24 protein-coding genes, 1 other RNA gene and 1 pseudogene are annotated in these 22,641 nt (G+C 44.0%); 2 read left to right on the top strand and 24 right to left on the bottom strand.

The genetic code is table 11. The features are described from left to right. Nucleotides 1-4: 4 nt before the first annotated feature. The 19 genes and pseudogenes from IR135_RS03945 to IR135_RS03855 form a co-directional block, all read right to left on the bottom strand. A complete protein-coding gene (locus tag IR135_RS03945) occupies nt 5-1,570 on the bottom strand; it encodes a S41 family peptidase (RefSeq protein WP_318272265.1) in 1,566 nt (521 codons plus the stop codon). 94 nt (nt 1,571-1,664) lie between these two features. After that, a complete protein-coding gene (gene deoD / locus IR135_RS03940; protein WP_135096885.1) occupies nt 1,665-2,378 on the bottom strand; it encodes a purine-nucleoside phosphorylase in 714 nt (237 codons plus the stop codon). Between the two features lie 13 nt (nt 2,379-2,391). Then, nucleotides 2,392-2,613 carry a sterile alpha motif-like domain-containing protein gene (locus IR135_RS03935; RefSeq protein WP_115884268.1) on the bottom strand — a complete coding sequence of 74 codons (222 nt, stop codon included), beginning with the start codon at nt 2,611-2,613 and terminating at the stop codon, nt 2,392-2,394. A 1-nt stretch (nt 2,614) separates the two neighbouring features. Then, a complete protein-coding gene (gene msrB / locus IR135_RS03930; RefSeq protein ID WP_135096883.1) occupies nt 2,615-3,049 on the bottom strand; it encodes a peptide-methionine (R)-S-oxide reductase MsrB in 435 nt (144 codons plus the stop codon). Beyond that, complete coding sequence (msrA, locus tag IR135_RS03925) at nt 3,049-3,570, bottom strand: peptide-methionine (S)-S-oxide reductase MsrA (RefSeq protein ID WP_115884270.1); 522 nt, start codon at nt 3,568-3,570, stop codon at nt 3,049-3,051. Before msrA ends, msrB begins: the two co-directional genes overlap by 1 nt. 13 nt (nt 3,571-3,583) lie before the next feature. After that, nucleotides 3,584-4,135, bottom strand: coding sequence for a DUF2140 family protein (locus IR135_RS03920; protein ID WP_135096881.1), 552 nt, complete (start codon nt 4,133-4,135; stop codon nt 3,584-3,586). 1 nt (nt 4,136) lies between these two features. Further along, complete coding sequence (locus IR135_RS03915) at nt 4,137-4,613, bottom strand: dihydrofolate reductase (RefSeq protein WP_135096879.1); 477 nt, start codon at nt 4,611-4,613, stop codon at nt 4,137-4,139. A gap of 10 nt (nt 4,614-4,623) precedes the next feature. Then, nucleotides 4,624-5,577 carry a thymidylate synthase gene (locus IR135_RS03910; RefSeq protein WP_135096877.1) on the bottom strand — a complete coding sequence of 318 codons (954 nt, stop codon included), beginning with the start codon at nt 5,575-5,577 and terminating at the stop codon, nt 4,624-4,626. Nucleotides 5,578-5,779: 202 nt separating this feature from the next. Next, complete coding sequence (locus IR135_RS03905; RefSeq protein ID WP_135096875.1) at nt 5,780-6,220, bottom strand: BrxA/BrxB family bacilliredoxin; 441 nt, start codon at nt 6,218-6,220, stop codon at nt 5,780-5,782. A gap of 1 nt (nt 6,221) precedes the next feature. Continuing rightward, nucleotides 6,222-7,333, bottom strand: a pseudogene (locus IR135_RS03900) (conserved virulence factor C family protein). Between the two features lie 16 nt (nt 7,334-7,349). Further along, nucleotides 7,350-7,520 (bottom strand): zinc-finger domain-containing protein, encoded by a 171-nt coding sequence (locus tag IR135_RS03895; protein ID WP_115884275.1) that lies wholly within the window; start codon nt 7,518-7,520, stop codon nt 7,350-7,352. A 33-nt stretch (nt 7,521-7,553) separates the two neighbouring features. Beyond that, nucleotides 7,554-7,961, bottom strand: coding sequence for a ribonuclease HI family protein (locus IR135_RS03890; protein WP_135096873.1), 408 nt, complete (start codon nt 7,959-7,961; stop codon nt 7,554-7,556). 5 nt (nt 7,962-7,966) lie between these two features. Further along, a complete protein-coding gene (locus tag IR135_RS03885; protein ID WP_135096871.1) occupies nt 7,967-8,842 on the bottom strand; it encodes a 5'-3' exonuclease in 876 nt (291 codons plus the stop codon). Nucleotides 8,843-8,858: 16 nt separating this feature from the next. Further along, entirely contained in the window at nt 8,859-12,242 is a 3,384-nt protein-coding gene (locus IR135_RS03880) for a dynamin family protein (RefSeq protein WP_135096869.1), read from the bottom strand. Continuing rightward, nucleotides 12,243-13,367, bottom strand: a complete 1,125-nt coding sequence (locus IR135_RS03875) for a THUMP domain-containing class I SAM-dependent RNA methyltransferase (RefSeq protein WP_135096867.1) — start codon at nt 13,365-13,367, stop codon at nt 12,243-12,245. Nucleotides 13,368-13,469: 102 nt separating this feature from the next. After that, nucleotides 13,470-13,862, bottom strand: an RNA gene (rnpB, locus tag IR135_RS03870) — RNase P RNA component class B. A gap of 47 nt (nt 13,863-13,909) precedes the next feature. Continuing rightward, nucleotides 13,910-14,236 (bottom strand): cell division regulator GpsB, encoded by a 327-nt coding sequence (gpsB, locus tag IR135_RS03865; RefSeq protein WP_115884280.1) that lies wholly within the window; start codon nt 14,234-14,236, stop codon nt 13,910-13,912. 11 nt (nt 14,237-14,247) lie between these two features. Continuing rightward, nucleotides 14,248-14,787: an SLOG family protein gene (locus tag IR135_RS03860; RefSeq protein ID WP_135096865.1), complete on the bottom strand. Its 540-nt coding sequence runs from the start codon at nt 14,785-14,787 to the stop codon at nt 14,248-14,250. Further along, entirely contained in the window at nt 14,784-15,110 is a 327-nt protein-coding gene (locus tag IR135_RS03855; RefSeq protein ID WP_228063405.1) for a DUF1798 family protein, read from the bottom strand. The genes IR135_RS03860 and IR135_RS03855 overlap by 4 nt, the downstream gene beginning before the upstream one ends. A gap of 95 nt (nt 15,111-15,205) precedes the next feature. Between IR135_RS03855 and recU the strand changes: the two genes are divergently transcribed. After that, nucleotides 15,206-15,796: a Holliday junction resolvase RecU gene (recU, locus tag IR135_RS03850; RefSeq protein ID WP_135096863.1), complete on the top strand. Its 591-nt coding sequence runs from the start codon at nt 15,206-15,208 to the stop codon at nt 15,794-15,796. A gap of 11 nt (nt 15,797-15,807) precedes the next feature. Beyond that, the gene (locus IR135_RS03845) at nt 15,808-18,219 is read left to right on the top strand and encodes a transglycosylase domain-containing protein (RefSeq protein ID WP_135096861.1); all 2,412 of its coding nucleotides are present in this window, start codon (nt 15,808-15,810) and stop codon (nt 18,217-18,219) included. 133 nt (nt 18,220-18,352) lie between these two features. Here the strand turns inward: IR135_RS03845 and IR135_RS03840 are convergent, their stop codons facing one another. The 5 genes from IR135_RS03840 to IR135_RS03820 form a co-directional block, all read right to left on the bottom strand. After that, nucleotides 18,353-18,664, bottom strand: coding sequence for a hypothetical protein (locus IR135_RS03840; protein ID WP_135096859.1), 312 nt, complete (start codon nt 18,662-18,664; stop codon nt 18,353-18,355). A 153-nt stretch (nt 18,665-18,817) separates the two neighbouring features. After that, the gene (gene nth, locus IR135_RS03835) at nt 18,818-19,456 is read right to left on the bottom strand and encodes an endonuclease III (protein ID WP_228063425.1); all 639 of its coding nucleotides are present in this window, start codon (nt 19,454-19,456) and stop codon (nt 18,818-18,820) included. Nucleotides 19,457-19,466: 10 nt separating this feature from the next. Further along, nucleotides 19,467-20,090, bottom strand: a complete 624-nt coding sequence (locus tag IR135_RS03830; protein WP_135096855.1) for a DnaD domain-containing protein — start codon at nt 20,088-20,090, stop codon at nt 19,467-19,469. Between the two features lie 57 nt (nt 20,091-20,147). Continuing rightward, a complete protein-coding gene (gene asnS, locus IR135_RS03825) occupies nt 20,148-21,437 on the bottom strand; it encodes an asparagine--tRNA ligase (protein ID WP_135096853.1) in 1,290 nt (429 codons plus the stop codon). Nucleotides 21,438-21,451: 14 nt separating this feature from the next. Continuing rightward, nucleotides 21,452-22,636, bottom strand: coding sequence for a pyridoxal phosphate-dependent aminotransferase (locus tag IR135_RS03820; RefSeq protein WP_135096851.1), 1,185 nt, complete (start codon nt 22,634-22,636; stop codon nt 21,452-21,454). Nucleotides 22,637-22,641: the final 5 nt, after the last annotated feature.

Raw genomic sequence — 22,641 nt, 5'->3', positions numbered from 1 at the left:
TGTCTTATTCTTCTTCATCATTTAAATTCTGTTCATCTTCAATGACCGGCGGGATATGCGGTGCATTATCGCGCGCCTCCTGTTCAATTTCCTTAATTGACATGTCACCGTTAATATAATCGATTAAATAATTCAGCTGAGCATCGTTGTCGTTAATCTGGTCGCGAATATCCGACAGAATACCCGTTGTTGTTTCTCCGGTCACAATACCGTCAGCTTCGAGATTTTCATCGCTCTGATATGCCATTACGGCTTCGGTCAGCTCGGCATCAAATGTATCATTGAAATTGGTAATGTCGTAGCCGAGCTCATCGAGTGCGACTTTAATAGACAGCACTTTTTCATTGGTCTGGCCTTCTGCGAAGACTTCATCTTCGGTCAAGAGCTCGATACGGTAGTAATCCGGATTGATCAGTTCGATATCCGGTGTAATACCTTTATCCTGCACCCAGGTCTTGTCCGGCGTCAGCCATTTGGTATTCGTATATTTCAGCATCGAGTTGTCTTTAAACTCGCTCGTGCGCTGGACGACACCTTTACCGAAGGAAGTCGTTCCCGCAATTGTGACATCTGTTAAATCATCGAGTGCGCCTGTAAATACTTCAGAAGCACTTGCAGAGCCTTCGTTAATTAAAATGTACACTTCGTCAAATGATTCAGCATTCGGATTTTTCTCATTTTCTGTGAGTATTTCCTGCTGATTGCCCTGGTTATCTTCAAGGTACAGTGCAGCAGTATCCGGTTCAATGAACTGATTGATCAGTGTGACTGCTTCATTCAAAAGGCCGCCCGGATTGTAGCGGAAGTCGACAATCAGCTCGTCGACATCGTCCTCTGCCGCCTGGTCGATAAATCCGCTGAATTCATCGGTTGTGCCCTGCTGGAACCGGTTGACACTGATATGACCGACACCTTCGATTTCTTCATACGTCACGCTGTCGATATGAATCGTATCTCTCGTAATCGTAATATCCGACGGGCTGCCGCTGCCGCGCTGAATAGTAAGCACAACATCAGTGCCGCGTTCGCCGCGGATCAGCTGGACAGCTTCCGTCGTCGTCATGCCTTCGAGCGATTCGCCGTCAACAGCAAGAATCTGGTCGCCGGGTTCAATACCGGCCTCTTCTGCAGGAGAGCCCTTCATTGGACTTGAAATAATAATTTTACTGCCTTCCTGCATCACTTCGGCACCGATGCCTTCAAAGTCTCCGGTAATACTCTCTTCGAACTCATCAGTTTCGTCGATATTCATATATTCGCTGTACGGATCTTCCAGTCCTTCGACCATGCCGCGGATGGATGATTCGATTAAAGCGTCCGAATCGACATCTTCATAATAATTTTCAGTCAGCGTATCGTAGACGCTGTACAGTTTTGCAAACTCGGTTCTTGTATCCGTTCCGACGTTGACTGCACGCTCCTGATTATTTGATATGGCGACGGCTGTAATTACTACACTGGCAATTATCGTCGTTAAAATAATGACGATAAACCAGAATATATTCATTTGAACGGACCGCAGCTTATGCTGGACGTTCTTATCATTGTTTTCTTCGCTCAAGATATGCACCCAATTTCTACCTATGTATTACTCATATATTATCAGTTTACTTGATTAAAGAAAAGAAAAGAACAGTGAAATCACTGTTCTTCAAATTAATCTTCTATTTTCCGATAAATGGCACTGCTGCATCGAGTGCAACTTCAATCATATCATTGAAAGTTGTCTGTCTTTCTTCGGCACTTGTTGCTTCGCCTGTTATCAGGTGGTCAGAAATCGTCAGAATAGCCAGTGCGCGCGCCTTGTATTCCTGTGCGATAGTGAACAGAGCTGCAGATTCCATTTCAACAGCAAGAACACCGTAGTCAGCAAGCTGTTTAGTATCTGTTTTAGAATCGTAGAACGAGTCTGCTGTGTAGACATTGCCGACTTTCACATCGAGACCGCGTTTTTGAGCTTCGTTATAGCTTGCTAAGAGCAGCTCGAAGTCTGATGTCGGTGCATAGCTTACGTTTTCAAATAGTTTAACGTTCTGATAAGAGTCAGTTGTCGCACTTTGTGCGATAACAACGTCACGTACTTTAACTTCTTCTTTTAAGGCGCCTGCAGTACCGACGCGGATTAAGTTTTTAACGCCGTAGTCGCGCATCAGTTCATGAATGTAAATTGAAATTGACGGTACACCCATTCCCGTACCCTGAACTGAAATTCTCTTGCCTTTATAAGTACCAGTGTAGCCGAACATATTGCGGACTTCGTTGTAGCACACAACATCTTCTAAAAATGTCTCGGCGATGTACTTCGCACGGAGCGGATCTCCCGGCAGTAAAATAGTGTCGGCAATATCGCCCTGTTTCGCATTAATATGAATACTCATATTTTCATCTCCTCTATGATTGTAGCCATTCTCTGTAGTCTGAAAAACTTTCATCGAACGTATCTAATGATATATTAAGATACGGGTTCTTTTCAAGATAATCCGAGATTTCATCGTAATTATTTGAGTATTTCGGGAAGGACATGTCATCTGCAATATAATCTGCGAGTTTCCCGACAGCGGTCTTTGCCCCGAGCTGTGTCTTCATATATTGATAATATGGACGGTCTTTCATACTACTCCTCTGAATCTAAGAGATTGACGTATTCCCCGTAACCTTCTTTTTCAAGGTCTTGTTTAGGGATAAAATCAAGCGCTGCAGAGTTGATGCAGTATCTTAAGCCGCCGAGTTCCTGCGGTCCGTCAGGGAAAACATGGCCGAGGTGCGAGTCCGAAGTTTCACTGCGGACTTCTGTGCGGCGCATGCCGAATGACGTATCTACATGTTCGGATACATCGTCTTCAGACAGCGAGCGGGCAAAGCTCGGCCAGCCGCATGAAGAATCGAATTTATCTTTTGACGTAAACAGCGGCTTGCCGCTCAGTTTATCGACGTAAATCCCCTCTTCGAAATGTTTCCAGTACTCGTTTTCAAATGGTGATTCCGTACCATTTTCTTTCATCACGTTTCTTTCAAGTTCTGTTAATTCACTGATATCTTTTCTTGCCATTATTTTTCACCCCATACATTTTCAACGAATCCTTTACGTCCGGATCCTTTATAGTACGCATTATAGTGTCCTGCATTTTTCTTGTAAAAGTCCTGATGCTCATCTTCTGCTCTGTAGAAGTTTTTATAAGGCAGCACCGGTGTGTTAATTGGCGCATTGAAAACATTTGCTTCATCGAGCTCTTTAATTACGTCAAGTGCTGTATTATGCTGTGCTTCGTCGTGGTAAAATATCGCCGGCATATACTGCGGTCCGCGGTCGCCGAACTGGCCGCCGGTATCGGTCGGATCGAAAGTCTTGAAAAATACTTCCAGCAGTTCACGGTAGCTCATAACGTCTTCGTCGAATTCAATCTGCACAGCTTCGATATGTCCTGTCGTACCTGTTGAAACTTGTTCGTAAGTCGGATTCGGTTCATCGCCGTTCGAATAACCCGAGACGATTTCTTTTACGCCGTCCCACTGGTCAAACGGTTTAACTAAACACCAGAAACATCCGCCTGCTAAAGTTGCTGTTGCCATAAATAAATTCCTCCTAGAAAGTGTTGTTTACTGAAAAATACCACGCATTGTTCTCATAGTCTATTTTATCGGCTTGAAGTTCTACGCCGAAATACTGTTCAAACAGCGACATGTCGATGACAAGTGCGCGTTCTGTTTCGCTCATCGCTATGCCGTCAGGCAAGTCGACGAGCTTTCTAAGTGCTGTATACAGGGCATCTTCTGAGAGGGGCAGCCCTGCTAAATTCAAATCTGTTAAGTGAATAATAATATTACTGCCACTGACAACGGGTTCGCCGGAAATACTTGAATTGATGGAAAACCCGAGCACTTTCTGTTCAATATCAACCGTAATACCTTCAGTATTAATATTAACGGTAAATTCGTCATATGGAATATTATCATTAATTAATGTTTCAACTGTACTGTTCGTTAAAATAAACTCGAGCTCCTGCGGCTCTTCCGGCGGCGCCTCGCCGCTCGTCTGTTCGTAAGACTGATTGAAGAAAGACACGGCAATAATAATTACCGCTATATTTACCGCAAGTAAGACAAAGAACAGAATCATCCATATATTCTTCTTCATATTACAGCTCTCTTGTCAGGTGCAGGAACTTGTGCGGATAGCGGTTTTTCTCGTCTTCTGAACCGTCCTCTTCTGATTCCACAGTCCATTCGTTCATCGTGTAGTCAGGGAAAAACGTGTCGCCTGCAAAAGTTTTGTCAATCACTGTAATATACATCTCGTCGATTAGATGCATGGTCTGTTCATAAAGCGTACTGCCGCCGAAAATAAACACTTTACCCGGCAGGTTTTTAATCTCATCAATTGAATGGATAACCTCCGCGCCCTGTGCTGAAAAATCCTTATTCGATGTGAGCACGACATTTTTTCTGTTCGGCAGCGGACGTCCAAGTGTCTCAAAAGTTTTACGGCCCATAACTATAGTGTTCCCTGTGGTCAGTTTTTTTAATCTTTTTAAGTCTGCGGGCAGGCTCCAGGGCATATCACCTTTAAAGCCGATGACGTTCTGGTCTGCATGAGCAACTATTAATGATACCATCTGTCTCCTCCTATACTGCAATCGGTGCTTTGATTGCCGGGTGGGATTTATAGCCTTCAACTTCAAAGTCTTCATATTCAAGTTCGAACATCGATTTGTCCGACTTAATTTTAAGCTGAGGCGGTGCGTAGCTTGTCCGGGACAGCTGAGTATTGACCGCATCGAAATGATTGGAGTAAATATGCGCATCCCCTATCGTGTGCACGAACTCGGCAGCTTCCAGATTACATTCGCGTGCGACTAAGGCTAAAAGCAGACTGTAGCTTGCGATATTAAACGGAATGCCGAGGAAGATATCCCCGCTCCGCTGATAGAGCTGCAGGCTTAATTTGCCGTCTGCGACATAAAACTGGAACAGCGTATGACACGGCGGCAGCGCCATCGTTTCAATTTCCGCCGGGTTCCATGCGCTGACGATATGACGTCTCGAATCGGGCTTATTTTTAAGACCGTCGATAAGATTCTTCATCTGATCAATGACCTCACCGTTTGGACCGACCCAGTGACGCCACTGTTTGCCGTAAACATTGCCGAGTGTTCCGTACTTCTTGCTGAAATCATCATCGTTCAGCACTTTCTCTTTAAAAGTTTTCATTTCAGCTTTATACTGCTCGTTAAATGCTTCGTCCTCTAGCGCCCGGTGACCGAAATTCGTCATATCCGGTCCTGTGTAGTCATAGGACTCGACATACTTTTTAAAGGCCCATTCGTTCCATATATTGTTGTTATACTGGAGTAGATATTTAATATTCGTATCGCCGCGGAGAAACCAGATCAGCTCGGTTGCCACGAGTTTAAAAGATACTTTTTTAGTCGTAAGAAGCGGGAAACCTTTACTTAAATCAAAACGCATCTGATGGCCGAAGACAGATTTAGTCCCTGTATTGGTCCGGTCAGTTTTTTCAGTGCCCGACTCCATGACCCGGTTCATCAGATTGTGATAAGTATTATCAAATGAATTCATTAAAATCACCCTTTTCTTTTATTGTGCAGTTCTATATAATTAGTATTAATGAGACGAGAAAAATAATTGTGATCGGAGTGTTCATAATGGAAATTTTATTCACAATCGGTTTGACTTTACTTGCGGGCTACATGATTACAATGTGCATCTACGAGTAGGCAGCGACTTATAAAAAAAGGAAAGGGTGCGCCCTTTCCTTTTTTTATTTTGCACAATATTCGTCAAAATCCGCTTTCAGATCCATCATAATATCTTCAATACTTCTATTTTCAATGTTTTCCCGTCCTGTAAATGAGACGAGTTCTTTTCCTTTAAATAAAGCGAAGGAAGGGCTTGACGGTTCAGCTGTAATATATTCACGCATAGCAGCTGTTGCCGGACGCTCCTGGCCGGCAAAGACTGTCGCGAGACGGTCTGGTTTAACCGGATTCTGATTCGTGACTGTTACTGCAGCGGGCCTTGCGAGCCCTGCTGCACAGCCGCAGACACTGTTAATAACGACGAAAGTCGTGTCATCTTCTCCGGCGTCCTTCATAAAATCATGCACACCCTCAGGTGTCGTTAACTCTTCAAAATTATAATTTGTCAGTTCCTGCCTCATAGGTTCTGCAATTTCTCTCATATATGCCTGATATGCATCCATGTTATCGCTCCCTGTTCTGCATTTGTTTCCATACACTGCCGAGTGCATCTTCGCCCTCTTCAATACGGGCAATCGCCATTTCAATCTGCAGTCTCACATCGTATTGCGGATCATGCTGATGCGCTTTTAATACTCCGAGACTGTCCTCGTCGCCTGTTTCGTATATAAACATTGCCGCGCGCCAGCGGACAATCGGGTTTTTATCGCCGAGTGCTTCATACATATCGGGAAGACCTTCTTTAAAACCGAGATCGCTGTAAGCGTCAGCCGCTGTTCTTCTGACCGGAATTGCCCGGTCTGCCATCGCAATTTTTAAAAATTTGAGCGTTTCCGGCACTTCAATCATGGCAAGAAGGCTGACACTCATCCGTCTGACCTGCATTTTTTCATCAGAAAGCGCGTACTCGAGGAGTGGATAATCGCTCTCATCCGGGGTATCAAAGTGATTGAGCATATAGAGCCGCTCTTTCCAGTCTTCTGTATTTTTAAATTCATCAAGCGAAACTTTAAAGTATTTCATCGGCGCCGGCTGCACACGGTTTTTCGCTTCTTCGACGAGCTCTCTCAATACAGCTTCCGGATAAAGTGCTTCAAGCTCTTCAATAACCTCTGAAAATACTTCATCCGGTGTACCGTAGCGGGTGCTTAAAGTTTCCCATTTGCGGTCGAAAATAATATTGTCTTCGGGCAGGGTCGCTTCTTCCACAGCTTTAGTAAAACGCACGGGCAGTTCACGCCGGTGCTCCCCGCCGTCATTTAACTTGATCTGATAAGGAATGCCTTTAAACATGAGCACCTGAGTGTTCACTTCACCAAAGTTCGACTCAGGTGTCAGTCTTTTTTTACTTCACCAGCATCCTCATTATTAAAAGTAGCCTCTATTTTCGGAACCAGTGTTTCCCAGTCAGCTTTGGCACTTTTATCTACAGAGATAAAGTCCAGTGCATGGAAGACGCTTGTGACATCTTCAAGTTCCAGCACACGTGCAATAAATGTCGGTGTATCCTCTGTGATTTCTTTATAAGTTGAAGATTTCATTTCTTCTTTTGTTTCATTGACAGTGATTTTCATAGTATTCGGGCTTGGTGTCGGTTCAATTCTTACGATTTCCATAGTCGTGCCTCCAGTATTATAGTTTATTGCCGTGCATTTTCATTTCAATGCCGACGGAACACTCCGTAATGCAGAATGAATGCGCGCTTGATTTCGAACCTTCGGTTCTGTTGACTTCTTTCAAGAGACATCCTCTGCAGTAAGTGCGTTCAAGATGATTAATTTTATCAAGGACTTTCGTATTCATTATCATACCTCATTACTTAAAATTGCAAAACAGCTAATTCAGATTTAATTTTTTGCGTTCTTTGTATAAACGGTCTTTAGCCAGTTTATCCGCACCGCGGTTATTTTTTCTCGGTGTATGAGTAATTATAAACATATCGAGCGCGTTTGTTAAAGGAAGCACTCTGTCGTAGTAAGATTTGAACGTTTTATTTTTGACGTGCTGTTTATCGAACGTGTCGACGATAATTTTAGAGTCCGTATAGACAATCAGCGAGGTAAGCTTTAATTCCTCTGCTGCTTTCAGGGCAAATTCAAGTGTCGCCCATTCCGCTTCATGGTTATCCATTTCGCCGAGCAGGACAGTTTCCTGAAAGTCGAGGTCCGCGTCTTTAATAATCACCCCGCCGCAGGCAAATTTCGGTTCAAAACTCGCTGCCGCATCGATATATACTTTCGCCATTTACATCACCCTAAATTTAAAGTTGATAAATACTTCTCCGCGAGACGGAGGTCATGGTCCTTCAAAACTTTGTTAACGTGTGCAGTATCGAAATTAAGCCGGCTCTTGTCCATCAGGCCGTCGAGTTTAATCGGCACATCCGTAATAATTTCGGCCAGACGCTGCGACATGCGGAGAGATTCCATATCAACGGTAATCTTCTCCTGCATTTTCGGTGTCAGCATATGGAGGTTATCGAGAAGCGTATCAACCGAACCATGAGTCTGAATCAGCTTAAGCGCGGTCTTTTCTCCTATACCCTGAACACCTGAATATCCATCACTCGCATCCCCCATCAGCGCCTTGACGTCGATAAACTGCTGCGGGGTAATTCCGTATTGTTCTTTAAATGCTTCGTAGTCATAATAATGATATTCCGTATAGCCTTTTTTCGTCAGCCAGATCCGGTTGGTCCCGTTAATCAGCTGCAGGAGGTCGCGGTCGCCGCTGACAATCGTCAGATTATCGACATGCTGTGCAACTGTGCCGATAACATCATCCGCTTCATAGCCTGCAATGCCATCCTGGTAAAATCCGATATCATGCATGACTTCTTTGATCATATCAAATTGCGGCACCATTTCTTCAGGCGGTGCTACCCGATTTGCTTTATAGCCTTCGTACCATTCATTCCGCACCGACTTCGACCCCATATCCCAGGCGATAATCACATTATCCGGCTGAGTCAGGTCGAGCAGTTTGAAAGTATGCCTCAGCATGCCCTGAACACCGTTCGTCGGGAGTTCCTTGTTATTGTACATGAACTGATTGCGGAAACTCGTTGCGTAGAAGTGTCTGAAAAGTAAGGCCATGCCGTCTATTATTAAAGTATGCTGTGTCAAAAAGTTCCCTCCATGGTTATATAGAGATGTGCTGTACTGCTTTAAGCAGAGCTCGGTCTCTATCGTAATCCGTACGTGATATTTCTTCAGGCTCTTCTTTAAGCGCTGCGGTTATCTCTCTTCGGTCTGCTGACAGCTGTCTGTCGAGCAGTGCCGTATATTCTTCTGCCAGTTTTTCCATCTGAGCTCTTAAGTCGTTTTGATCCACTGAACGGACAAGCGTTTCTGCAAGCTCCAGCAGGGTCTCTCTATAATCTTGTGTTTTATTTCTGTGCTGATAAAGAATTTTGCCAAAAGGTTTTAATACGTCCGCATCAATACGAACATGAGGCTCCTCTATTTTGACACTCGTTACAGACAAGGTGCCCGGTGTACCTGATAAGGCAAGACGTTCGTTAAACTGCGTAATCATCTGCAGCGTTTTTTGATCCGCCTGCCGGTAGACTGCGTTAAAGGCAATACTCGTCTCTAGCGTCAGGAAGTCTTCGATATTCCGTACGAGTACAGAACTGTTGTCCTTTAGATAATGCCTGTCGCTCATATGCGATACTGTCAGCAGACCTTTTAAGTGGTCGTACAGCTGAAGTTCAAGCCGCTTCGTCAGATACGTCAAGATAATATCAATTTCCTGCTTCAGGGTTTCATTAAGACTGTCTGCTTTAATACTCCCAATATCTCGTAACAGATTCTGTCTTAAGTCGAGCAGTTTGCTGCGCTCTTCCCCGTTATCTTCAAACTGGCGTATATTGCTCTCCAGTGTATTCAAGAGCTGCTGGCGCGTTTCCTTCAGTGTCTGATATTGGACGTTCCCAGACTGCCGGTCAGCAATTTCCTTAATCTCTTTCTGTGCTGTATTGAAATACCCGTCTCCTCCGTCAAGTGCCCGTTTACTGGAAACAGGATACAGGACATGTTTAATATGCATAGTATTTAAAGCATTCCTCATATAGTCGAGTACTTTTTCTTTATCCGCTTCAGACTTCATTAAATCCACCGCGTTAATAATGAAAATAATCGGGAAGTCTTTACCTTTCAGCGACTGGATATACTGCAGGAAGGTTTCATCCGAGCGCGAAAAGACGTGATTATAGTAAGAAACGTATATAATCATATCGCTCTCTGTAATAATATCTCTCGTTTCTGACGTATGACGGGCGTTTATAGAGTTAATCCCCGGCGAGTCCACCAGCGTATAAGCTTCTGTCATTTCATTTTCGAGTGACACATTCGCCTTATGGATAAAGGTCGAATCTTTATCATTGCTTATTTTTTCTATGAGCACATCCGTATCGATACTCACCGTCTGACCTAAATCGTCTTTGTACTTGTCGTAATTCTCGAGAATTCCCGACAGAAGCGGTTTATAGGTTTCATCAACTTTTGAGATATTTTTATTAATCCATTTCTTATAACCGTCCGCTGTCTTATGGTCTTCCCCGGACAGTGTCTGAAGCGTTTCTGTTAAATCCGCTTCACTCTTATACACGACTGTACTGGTGTCATCATTATTAATTTCGGTGATCGTTGCGGTCGTCGGATTTGGACTCGTCGCTAAGTACTTATCGCCGAGCAGGGCATTAATAAAAGTAGTTTTCCCGGCACTGAAGCCGCCGAAGACACTGATATTGGCTTTACCGTTATCAATTCGTGAAAGCTTATCGTTTAACAGGCGCTGATAGTCCGTATAGCGCGGTGAGTCTTCCAGTAAATCTCTAAGTTCGCGGAAGGCCTGTAAATTCATGCTGTCCTCATTGTTAACTGTAAATTCGTTATGTCTACTTTCTTCCGCTTCTGTCTGCTTGTCCTCATCGTACGTCAAAGTAATCTCTTCCAGCAGATTCAGCTTATCGATCTCGTCATCCAGATGAATGTAGAAATGGCGGTAATTTTGTGTATCGAGCGACTCTATCAGTTCGAGCAGGTCTTTTGCTTTAATATAAAAAGCTTTCTCTCTTGTGAGTGTCGTCTGCGCTTTTATCTCTCCCGTCTCTTCAGGTGTCAGCGTCTCTAGATGCGAAACGCTCCGCTCGGAAACTTCCTGAGTCAGACTGCTCTTCAGCTTATCGAAGTAATTGCTTATATACGTCTGGTTCAGCGAAGTAATCTTTTCGTCTCCAAGGAGCGCATGATTCCATTCAAATTTGAACGGTTCACCGATTAAACCGAGCGACTGAAAGAAACTGTTAATGTTCGCATTGATTTCAGTATGTATGACCGGCTGTATCGCCTCATCTACTAGAGCGAGGGTATCTTCCAGCAGCGCCTGTTCTTTTTTCTTTTTACCGAACAAGCCCCCTGCCTTCTTCTCCCCTGCCATAACCTTTAAATATTCCGTTATGGCGTCTTTCACCTGATGCGGAAATAAGTAGCTGTCTTTAACGAGTTTTTTAACGGACTCTTTCACGTGGAATCTTAATTCATCTTCGTCGCTCCGGAGATGATCGATTTCCGCTTTTTCGATTTCCTTGTTTAAATAGTCAATACGTTCTGCTGCCCGTTCTTTCGTCAGTGGATTATCAAGCTGCAGTTCGTCTGTCAGCGTCTCGAGCTCATCTCGTAAATATTCGAGCTGTTTATCTTCTATATTCTTTGTAATACGGGTGTCATAGGCCGCTTCAAGTTCAGCGCGTTTCTTTTCCATCTCTTTAATAAAAGCTTTTAAATCGTCTATATGGTTGTGTGTCGACTCGTAGATGGACGTTGTAAACAGATGCTCCGGATAAATATTCCAGTTCGTGAGCGTCGTCTTAACGCGATTTAAGAAGGTGTCGAGCGTTATCTCCCGGTCGTCGTGCTTATCGATCTGATTAATAATTAAAACGAGCGGAATACCGAGGCCGGCAATTTCTTTTAACAGCGTTAAATTGTGCTCGCTCTCCACGTGGTTGTATTCCACCGTAAAGAAGATTAAATCGCTGTTCAGTAAAAATCTGTTGGCCGCTTCCTCGTGGCTGTCCGTATTGGAATCCACACCCGGTGTATCCTGGAAGACTGTATTCTGCTGATAGTCATCCGACTGGATGTCCATCGTAATCGCCTGGATATCCATATCTTTAGTATTGAGCGCTTTTAATTCTTCGTAGTTATCGACTGCGGCATACTGATATTGGTTGATAAAGGCCTGGATTCCGCTCTTATTGCCGATCTGCACCGAGACGGTATTGCTTGTCGTCGGCACCGGTGATGAAGGCAGGATGTCCTGATTTAAAAGATAATTAATCAGGCTCGACTTCCCTGCAGAGTAATGGCCGATAAATGAAAATACCAGCTGGTCGTTATACGTCTTTTGGATTGCGTGGTCAATTTGTGATACGAGTGTATCGTTGTCCGACTTCAGAATTTCTTTTTTTAGTTTATACAGCGTATTAAGTGTCTGTCTGTTTTCCCCTTGTGATGACAACTATTCTTTCACTCCCCAATATTGGTAGAAGGTTGTTTCAATGTAGCCGTTAAACAGCTTTCTGCGTTTCGTTGCTTTTTTGCCGATGATTTCTTCGAACTCTTTGTTCGATGTCATTAAATAAACGTTCAGCGACGGATTTTCTTTCATCAGTTCGCCGACCTTCGCGTACATCGACTCCACGGCTTTCGCTTCCCCGATACGTTCACCGTAAGGCGGGTTGGTTACAAGCTGGGCATTTGAATCCAGATGATTTAAATCGTGCACATCGAGTGTGCCAAATTCAATATCTGCTTCCAGACCGACTTCTTCCGCGTTTTTAATCGCGATATTAATCATATCGGGTTCAATGTCTGTCGCGTAAATTTTAACATCCTTGTCGAAATCTGCTTCGTGCTCGCACTGTGTACGGACTTCCGTCCACAATTCTTCCGGGATAATATCCCATGACTCGCTGTCGAAGGTGCGGTTGGAACCCGGAGCGATATTGCGGGCAATCATCGCCGCTTCAAGCGCTATAGTGCCCGAACCGGTAAACGGATCATACAGCGTATTGTCCCCTGTATAGTTGGCAAGCTTCAGCATGCTGGCAGCGAGCGTTTCTTTAATCGGAGCATCCCCCTGGGCGAGTCTGTAGCCGCGTTTGTGCAGAGCGTCTCCGCTCGTATCTACAGTCAGCACCGCTCTGTCTTTTAAAATATTAATATCGATTTTATAGCGGGGGCCGTCTTCAGGCAGTTTGCCTGTCATGCTGAACGCTTCTTTTAAATGTTCAACAATGGCTTTTTTCGTAATACGCTGCACATCCGGCACACTGTATAAGGTCGACTTATGGGAGCGTCCTGTCACCGGGAATTCTGCATTCGGCCCGAGAATATCTGACAGCGGCAAAGCTTTTACCGCTTCAAACAGCTCGTCGAACGTTTTTACAGTAAAGTCGCCGAGGACAATTCTGATACGGTCGACCGTGCGGAGTTTCAAATTGGTTTCGACGATGGTGCGTTCATCGCCTTCGAAATAGACGCGGCCGTTTTCTAAAGTAGTGTCGAGGCCGAGTGCTTTGATTTCATCCGAGACGACGCGTTCAAGTCCCATCGGTGTATTGACTATAAATTTAAAGTTCATATTAAGAAGCTCCTAAAGTTAGATTTGTTTACATTATAGTATGAATATAGGCATAAAAAAAGCTCTCCTCATAAGTGGAGAGCTTTTTGTCTAGTCCGGTTTCTCTATAAGCCATGTTCTGTCCCGCTGTGCTGCCGGCGTGCACTAGTATACACTCGCACATTGGTGATAATCATCTGTCTATATTAAATGAATAATATCTCTCCGCCAGTTGAATTCCTGTTGGAAAGTGCTCCTACCTAATTTGGATTGCTCACTCGAGGGGTTTACCGCGTTCCATCTTCATCATTTCTTCTGAAGCTCGTTTCTGTGGCACTTTTAAAGCTACTCTATCCGTATGTTTACACACTTAGAATATTTCGCAGCCGTCAAGATATAAAATATCATTGCCCAGACTTATTGTTTCGTCTGGCACGAACACTACGGCCGTCTCAGGTCCGTGTGAGCATGGACTTTCCTCTATGCAGGCATGCTGCATAGCGATTATCCGAGTTACCGTCTGTGTATTTTAAAGTTCTTAAAATACATGCATATAATCTGTCTTACTGTTTTGCTGTACTGCCGAAAACCTGCTTTTCGAGACTCGACAGACGTTTTAAAATATCAATCTGCTGACTCTGTCCATTGCCGCCTTGGGTGCGTGTATTTGTTGCCACCCTGATGCGGAGGTCTTCAACTTCTTTTTTTAATCTTGCATTTTCTTCTTCAAGTTTTTTAATATTGTTGTTCATGTCTGCCATTTTCTGATAATCACTGATAACGTCGTCAAGAAAACTATCTACTTCTATCGGTTTAAAACCTCTTAGTGATTTTTCGAATTCTTTCTCGAATATATCCTTTGCAGACAGCTTTAGCGTATAGTCACTCATACTTACACCTCTTAACTATCATATCTGTCATTAATAAAGTCATTAATATCATCAAATTGTATTCTTTCAATATTATAATGACTTTTCTCGCTTAATTCAAGCATAACACTGTATATATATTTTAAATTTGTTTCCGTCTCGCTGTCGTAGACAATCAGACCGTAATCTGTGTGGGCGGTCAAAAACTGATTAATCGCTTTAAACATCCCCGGATCCCGGTACTCTCTCTCAAAGATAAACTGATGAAAATCGGCATGCTCGAGTATATTGTTTAAATTAATTTTATCGGATTCATTGTAGCGGTCATCGAACTTATGGAACGGCTTTAAGACACCGAGTTTAATATCGTAGTCCGCTTTCAGATCGATAATTTCATTGGCGGCATACATTTCTATGCCCGTATAGCCCTGGATGATAAACCACTCCGCGCCTTCTTCTGCGAGATTAATAATGCGGGCGCGTAAAAAATCGCGCAGCACTTTGACTTCCGGCTGCGAGTCTTTAAAGATGCCGAGCTCGTAATGACGGTAGCCTGTAATCAATACTCTCACAGCAATCCTTCTTTCCCGGCGTGATTGACCCACATATTAATATATTTGAATTTTTCATGATACAATTTTAAACTGAAGCGGGAAACGTGGCAGCTCATTAAGAGTTCCATCAGCTCATCGCTCATAATTTCTCTGACCCGTTCAGTCAGCCGCTCATCGGTTTCTATATGAAGCAGCTGGTCTGCGAGTTTTTTATTTTCATTTAAAAAGGGTTCTATTTCAGTTTTAAAATCAAACTCGTAACCCGTTCTTGCCTTGTCATAGCGTCTCGCAATTTCTTCGAGCATAGCCCGGTAATCGCTGTACGATGCATTTCTTGACAAATTGGACACACCACCTATAATAATGAAATGTTAATCAAACTTTAATTAATATATAATAAACAGTATATATAATAATAGTTTGGAGTGCGAATTTAATGAAGTACCCTCAGGGAGTCAAGAGAAACAAATCCAATATAACGCGTGCGAATAAAGAAATTAACTACGGCCAGCGCGGCATGACACTGGAAAAAGATCTCGATAAGACCAATCAGTTTTATCTGGATACGAAGCGGGCAATCATTCATAAAAAGCCGACACCGGTACAGATTGTCGACGTGGATTATCCGTCACGGAAAAAAGCTAAAATAACGGAAGCTTACTTTAAAGTTCCCTCGACGAGTGACTATAATGGTATATATAAAGGAAGATATATCGATTTTGAAGCGAAGGAAACACGCAACAAAACACGCTTTCCTTTTATCAACATCCATGGACACCAGGTCGAGCATATGCGCGCCTGTCATAATCAGGGCGGCCTTGTTTTTATCATTCTTAAGTTTACCGTTTACGATGAAGTCTATCTTTATCCATTTGAACATTTTGTTAAACACTGGGATGACTTTTTAGGCGACGGAAGAAAGTCCATAACCTATGCTGACATTAAGAAAGAGAGTATTTTACTACCAATAAAATACAATCCGCGTTATGATTATTTAGCTGCAGTTGACGAATTTTATTTTGAATAGGGAGAATATATATGGAATCGAATTTTAAAAGGAGTAAACAGTCCGGTGCGAAATCCGAACAGAAAAAGCAGTCAAAATCCAAATCATCAATTATTAAAAAAGTGTTTTTATATGGTGCACTGCTTGCACTGATCGGTCTTGTTATCGGAGCGGTGCTGTTTGCCTATTACGCATCACAGGCGCCCGCTTTCAGCGATGAAAAGCTGAAAGATCCTGTTCCCGCTGAAATTTATGACCAGAACGATGAACTGGTTACCACCCTCTTTCAGGGTCAGAAAAGGGAATATGTCAGTATCGAAGATGTGCCGGCACATGTGTCGGACGCGGTGCTTGCAATAGAGGATAACCGGTTTTACGATCACGGTGCAATTGACTTTATCCGTCTCGGCGGCGCGGTCATCAGCAACTTTACGGACGGCTTTGCCTCTCAAGGGGCCAGTACGATTACCCAGCAGGTTGTTAAACGCGCCTTCCTGACAGAAGAACAGACAATCGAACGTAAAGCACAGGAAGCGTATCTGTCATACCGCCTCGAGCAGGAGTATTCAAAGGATGACATTCTCGAAATGTATCTGAATAAGATTTACTACTCCGATGGCATCTACGGCATTCGTACAGCGAGCTTATATTATTTCGATAAAGAGCTTGCTGATTTAAACATCGCAGAAAGTGCTTACCTGGCAGGGCTCTCAAATCTGCCGAACGTGTATAACTTATACATGGATCCGGAAGCGGCGAAGAGCCGGACAGACACGGTCTTATACCTGATGCTCGAACACGAGAGAATTACGCAGGAAGAGTACGATGAGGCAATGAATATCGATATTACGGAAAATTTAGTACCGCGTGACGAGGCAGAACGCTTCTCGACAGAACAGGAAGATCCGGAATACGCATCTTATATTAATTACATTAAAACAGAGCTTCAGTCACATGATGAATTCCGCAATAGAGACATTTCTGAAGTACTATCAAGCGGCATACAGATTTATACGAATATGGATTCAAACGTTCAGTCCTACCTTCAGAATATGACGAATAACAGAAACTACTACTATAACGATAAATTCCAGAGCGATGACTTTAATATCGCATCGACGATTCTCGACACATCAACCGGCGGCCTTGTGGCAATATCAGGCGGCCGCGATTATCAGGAAGTGGTCGACCAGAACTTAGCACTTGTCCAGCACAACGTCGGTTCCACGATGAAACCGTTCCTGGCATATGGTCCGGCAATTGAACATATGGAATGGGCAACGAATCAGACCATCCAGGATGAACAGTCGTATACGCCAAAAGACAGTCCAAACAACACGGTCTACAACTACGATAATCAGGGACACGGAAATGTGACGATGCGTGACGCCCTGCGTCAGAGCTTTAACGTCCCGGCCGTAAAAGCATTCGAAGCGGTTCAGGAAGAAGCGGGCTACAATGCACCGGCAGAATTTGCAGCTGAAGCGGGCCTCGACTACTCAACGAAAAATGAGGGAGATTATACCGTATCATTTAACGACGTGCTCGGCGGCGGAGAATCACGCTTCAGCCCGCTGCAGATGGCCCAGGCTTACGCGACACTCGGCAACAATGGTGAATTCAATGAAGCGCAGTCCATCCGCTACATCGTTACAGCAGAAGGCGATAAAATTGAATTTGACAACGAAACACACGAGGCTATGAAAGACTCTACAGCCTTCATGCTGACAGATATGCTGAAAGATACATTCGAAAATCAGGGAAGCGCCGACTACATTCAGATGAACGGTCTGAATATCGCAGCGAAAACAGGAACCACTTCGCTTGATACGAGTATTCTGGAAGAAAACAATCTGCCGAGCAACAGTGCAAAAGACGCATGGATCGTCGGCTATACCCCTGAATATACGATGAGCGTATGGACAGGATTCGATAATGCATCCGCAGGCTACTCTGAAGACAAAGTATTTGTCGGTACTGATGAACACATTACACCGCAGTGGTTCTTCAAAGATATCATGCAGTATATCAGTACATTCAACGGGCAGGACTTTGAACAGCCTGACAGCGTTGAACAGATTAACGGCAATGAATTTAGAGTTGCCGGCGGTGGCGGTTTCTGGAACAGCGGCGGCAGCAACAATAACTCTAACAGCAATAGCAATGGCAGCAGTAACTCTGACTCCAACAGTAATAATAATGGCAGCGGCTCGACAGGCGGCGCCTGGAGTTGGCAGTACAACGAAGACGGTGAAATAGAAACAGAAGGTGATGTGCCTGAAGGTGAACTGCCTGAAGACGCTGATCTCGCTGAACCGGAAGACTCTGGAGAAGACGAAGACCCTGCCCCGCAGGATGACGCAGCTGAAGACGAAGATTCAGGAGCATCTGACTCAGGCTCAAGCTCATCGGAAGATGAAGAAGACGCAGCTGACGAAGAATAATATGTATGAATTGCCGAACACCCCCAATCACTCAGTGATTGGGGGTGTTTTTTTGCTGATCTATATTAGCGATGACGTTTATCGTCTGGATAAGTTGTATATGGTGATAAGTTAGGGGAGTTTGCTGGAGTTATCACCTTTTATGAGCAAGCTCACTCATTCTTAATCGACCTTGCTCATTTTTGATCGCTTTTCGAGCAAGGTTGCCGTTTTTGACTATACCCTGTTCATTTTCATACACATTATGAGCAAGCTCATTCATTTTTGATTGACCTTGCTCATTTTTGATCGCTTTTCGAGCAAGGTTGCCGTTTTTGACTATACCCTGCTCATTTTCATACACATTATGAGCAAGCTCATTCATTTTTGATTGACCTTGCTCATTTTTGATCGCTTTTCGAGCAAGGTTGCCGTTTTCGACTATACCCTGCTCATTTTCATACACATTATGAGCAAGTTTGTCTATTCTGAAGTAGTCTTGCTTTTATTTACGTTTAAAATGAGAAAAATAACATTTACCAGACAGCCTCGAATCTTCATTATCCAAAACAAAAAAACCGCACCTCCTCACAGGAAATGCGGCTCGAACATCCAATCATTACTTTTTAACTAATCCTTTTTTCAAACGTTTCTGTCCTTCCCGGCATTCATCCAGCAGCGGACAGACGTGGCATTTAGGATTGCGCGCGAGACAGTGATAACGGCCGAAGAAAATCAGCTGATGGTGTGTCTTGCTCCAGCGTTCGGCAGGAATTTTGCGCATCAAAGTTTCTTCAACCTGCAGCGGTGAATCTTTGTAGCGTGCGATGCCTAAACGCTTTGCGATCCGTTCAACGTGCGTGTCGACTGCGATTCTCGGCGTATCGAATGCGACGGATAAAACGACATTCGCAGTCTTCCGGCCGACGCCCGCGAGCGACACTAAATCATCGTAGTTCCCCGGAATCTCGCCATCGTATTTATCGATTAGATCACGGCAGAGTTTTTGAATATTTTTAGCTTTTGTACGATATAAACCAATTGTTTTAATGTATTGTTCGATCTCTGTAACATCGACTTCCAAATAATCTTCCGGCGTTTTAAAGCGCTTAAACAGTCCCTCCGTCACCCTGTTTACCCCGACGTCTGTCGTCTGTGCGCTTAACAGCACAGCAATGGTCAGTTCAAACGGGTTTGTATAATTAAGTTCTGCTTCAGCATCCGGAAACATCTCTGCGATAACGTCGATCATTTCCATCGTTTTTTTCTTACTTGTTGTCAAGTCGGCTACCTCCATCCAGCCATGATATAACAGGCAGTCCTGTCCCTTTTACCGATTCGCTTTTCGACGTGCTGCTCAAAATACGCTCCACGTACTGCAGCGATGTAATATTGCTTTTATACGCGATATCCACCGCATCCTGAATAGCTTCCGGCTGATAGTTTGAATCGTTCATCCAGCTGTTCAGACGCTCGTACTCGTTCGGACTGATCGCCCTGCCGTACAGCTGCTCAATATATTCGAACAAACCGCGCAGCGTCGTATCGTCTTTGACCGGTGCTTTTTCTTCCAGCATGATAAAATCCTCGAGCTTATTATACAGCGGTTCAAAATTATACGTTTCGGTGTACTTGCCGTCGATCTGATGCGTATCGAGTTCGAGCAGGTTTTCTTTTATCAGCGACTGAATAATATGAGTCAATTCACTCTCGTTTAAAGTCGTGCCGGCAAGCAGCTCGCTGAAATTAAGCGGCGTATTATGTGTGCGGTAGCGTTCGAGCAGCTTGATTAAAATAATGACACCGGCTTCATCAAGCCCTATTTTTGCATAATTATCCAGCAGTATTTTATTGACCGGAATCGTAATATATTTTAAATAATCGTTAACCATATATTTCCCTCCAACAGCAGAATGGAGACATTAGGGAACCTAACATCTCCATTGATTTTACGGGTATAAACGATTTAATAATCTTGGGAATGGTGCAGTTTCTCTGACGTGCTGAACACCTGAGAACCAGGCAACTGCACGCTCGAGACCGAGTCCGAAACCTGAATGCGGCACACTGCCGTATTTACGGAGGTCAAGGTACCATTCATAAGCGTCAAGGTTCAGTCCTGACTCCACAATGCGCTCTTTCAGCTCATCGTAGTCGGAAATACGTTCACTGCCTCCGATAATCTCTCCGTAGCCTTCAGGCGCGATTAAATCGGCGCACAGCACTGTACGAGGATCTTCCGGATTTGTACTCATGTAAAATGATTTAATTGCTTTCGGATAGTTGACGATAAAGACCGGCTTGTCGAAACTGTTTGCAATTTCAGTTTCATGCGGTGAACCGAAATCATCGCCCCACTCTATATCATCGAAACCTTTTTCATGCAGCAGATCGATTGCTTCCGTGTATGAAATACGCGGGAACGGTGCTTTAATTTTTTCAAGCGCTGTCGTATCACGTCCAAGTGCTTCTAAATCGAGTTTGCAGTTTTCAAGTACATTTTTAGCCAGGTATTCAACATACTGCTCCTGCACTACCAGGCTGTCTTCGTGATCGTAAAAAGCCATTTCCGGCTCGATCATCCAGAACTCGATTAAGTGGCGGCGCGTTTTTGATTTTTCAGCGCGGAAAGTCGGGCCGAAAGTAAAGACTTTGCCGTGTGCCATTGCAGCAGCTTCAGCGTACAGCTGACCGCTTTGTGACAAGTAAGCATCTTCATCGAAGTATTTAGTATGGAATAATTCCGTCGTGCCTTCAGGAGAACTGCTCGTTAAAATCGGCGAGTCAATTTTCTTAAAGCCGTTGTTGAAATAAAAATCATGCGTGCTTTTAATAATTTGATTTCTGATATTCATCACTGCATGCTGTTTTCTCGAACGCAGCCATAAGTGTCTGTTATCTAAAAGAAATTCAGGACCGTGTTCTTTCGGTGTAATCGGATAGCCTTCTGCAGCCTGAATAATTTCAATATTTGAAACTTCCATCTCGTAGCCGAAAGAAGAACGTTCGTCCTCTTTAATAGTTCCTGTAACATACATCGATGTTTCCTGGTGCAGTCCTTTAGCTGTGGCAAACAAATCTTCATCATTAGCTTTGACTACAACACCCTGCATAAAACCTGTGCCGTCACGGAGCTGAAGAAACTGCAGCTTTCCGCTGCCGCGTTTTTGCAGCAGCCAGCAGCCGATAGTAACTTCCTGTCCTGTATATTGTGGTGCCTGGTTAATAGTGATTTTCATAACTTAATACATCCTTAGAGTTGAGTTTTTTCTTCGATAAATTCTTTAATGCGAGAGATTGCTTCGTTAAATTTCTCTTCACCCAGCGAATAGCTGATTCTTGCATATTCCGGAGCCCCGAAGCCTGATCCTGGAACAAAAGCAACATGTTTTTCGCGGAGAATATCTTTAACAAATTCATTCACTGTTTTATAACCGCATGTTTCTGCACATGTTTGCATGTGAGGGAACAGATAAAATGCACCCTCCGGTTTAAGGCATGTGACATGCGGCAGTTCAGAAATTTTTTCGTATGCATTATCCCGGCGGCGTTCAAATATCGCCCTGTACGTTTCAGTTTCTCCAGGATCCATATTGTATGCTGCAATAGCACCGTACTGCGCGGGTTCTGCCACACTTGTAGTAGACTGTGATGTTAAAGCTGCGAGTGCAGAAATAAGCTCGGCATCGCCGCAGGCGTAGCCGACTCTCCAGCCTGTCATAGAATGCGACTTGCTGACGCCGTTAACAATGATAGTCCGGGCTTTAACTTCATCACTGAGAGATGCGATTGAAACATGTTTGGTCCCGTAAGTGAGCACCTCGTAAATTTCATCGACAACGATGATGATGTCAGTGTGAGCGAGCACATCTGCAAGCGCCTGCAGTTCATCTTTGGAATAGACAGAACCTGTCGGGTTGTTCGGACTGTTTAAAACGAGCATCTTCGTTTTTTCAGTCAGATGAGCTTTGAGGAGCTCCGGAGTTAATTTAAAATGAGTATCTTCTCCGGTAACTGCAGTGACCGGTTCGCCGCCGACCATTTTAATCTGTTCAGTATAACTGACCCAGTAAGGTGACGGCACAATCACTTCATCTCCCGGGTTCAAGGTCGCGAGAAAAATATTGTACAGCACTTGTTTGGCGCCGTTGCCGACATATATTTCAGTTGAATCATACGTCAAATTATTATCGCGCTGCATTTTTTTAGCAATAGCTTCGCGTAATTCCGGCAGCCCGGCAGAAGCTGTATATTTCGTATGCCCCGCTTTAGCAGCAGCATTCACAGCATCGATGATTTCATCGGGCGTGTTAAAATCAGGCTCCCCGGCTGACAGACTGATAACATCGACGCCTTCAGCTTTTAATTGTCTTGCAGTATTAGTAATTTCTATCGTTTGGCTGGGCGTGATTGACTTTACCTTTTTTGATAATTCCAAGCTGC

Origin of the sequence: Jeotgalicoccus nanhaiensis (genome assembly GCF_015235105.1) — a bacterium.
Taxonomy (GTDB): Bacteria; Bacillota; Bacilli; order Staphylococcales; family Salinicoccaceae; genus Jeotgalicoccus; species Jeotgalicoccus nanhaiensis.
The sequence above is the reverse complement of the archived record's forward strand: the minus strand, read 5'-3'. Positions and strand labels throughout refer to the sequence as shown.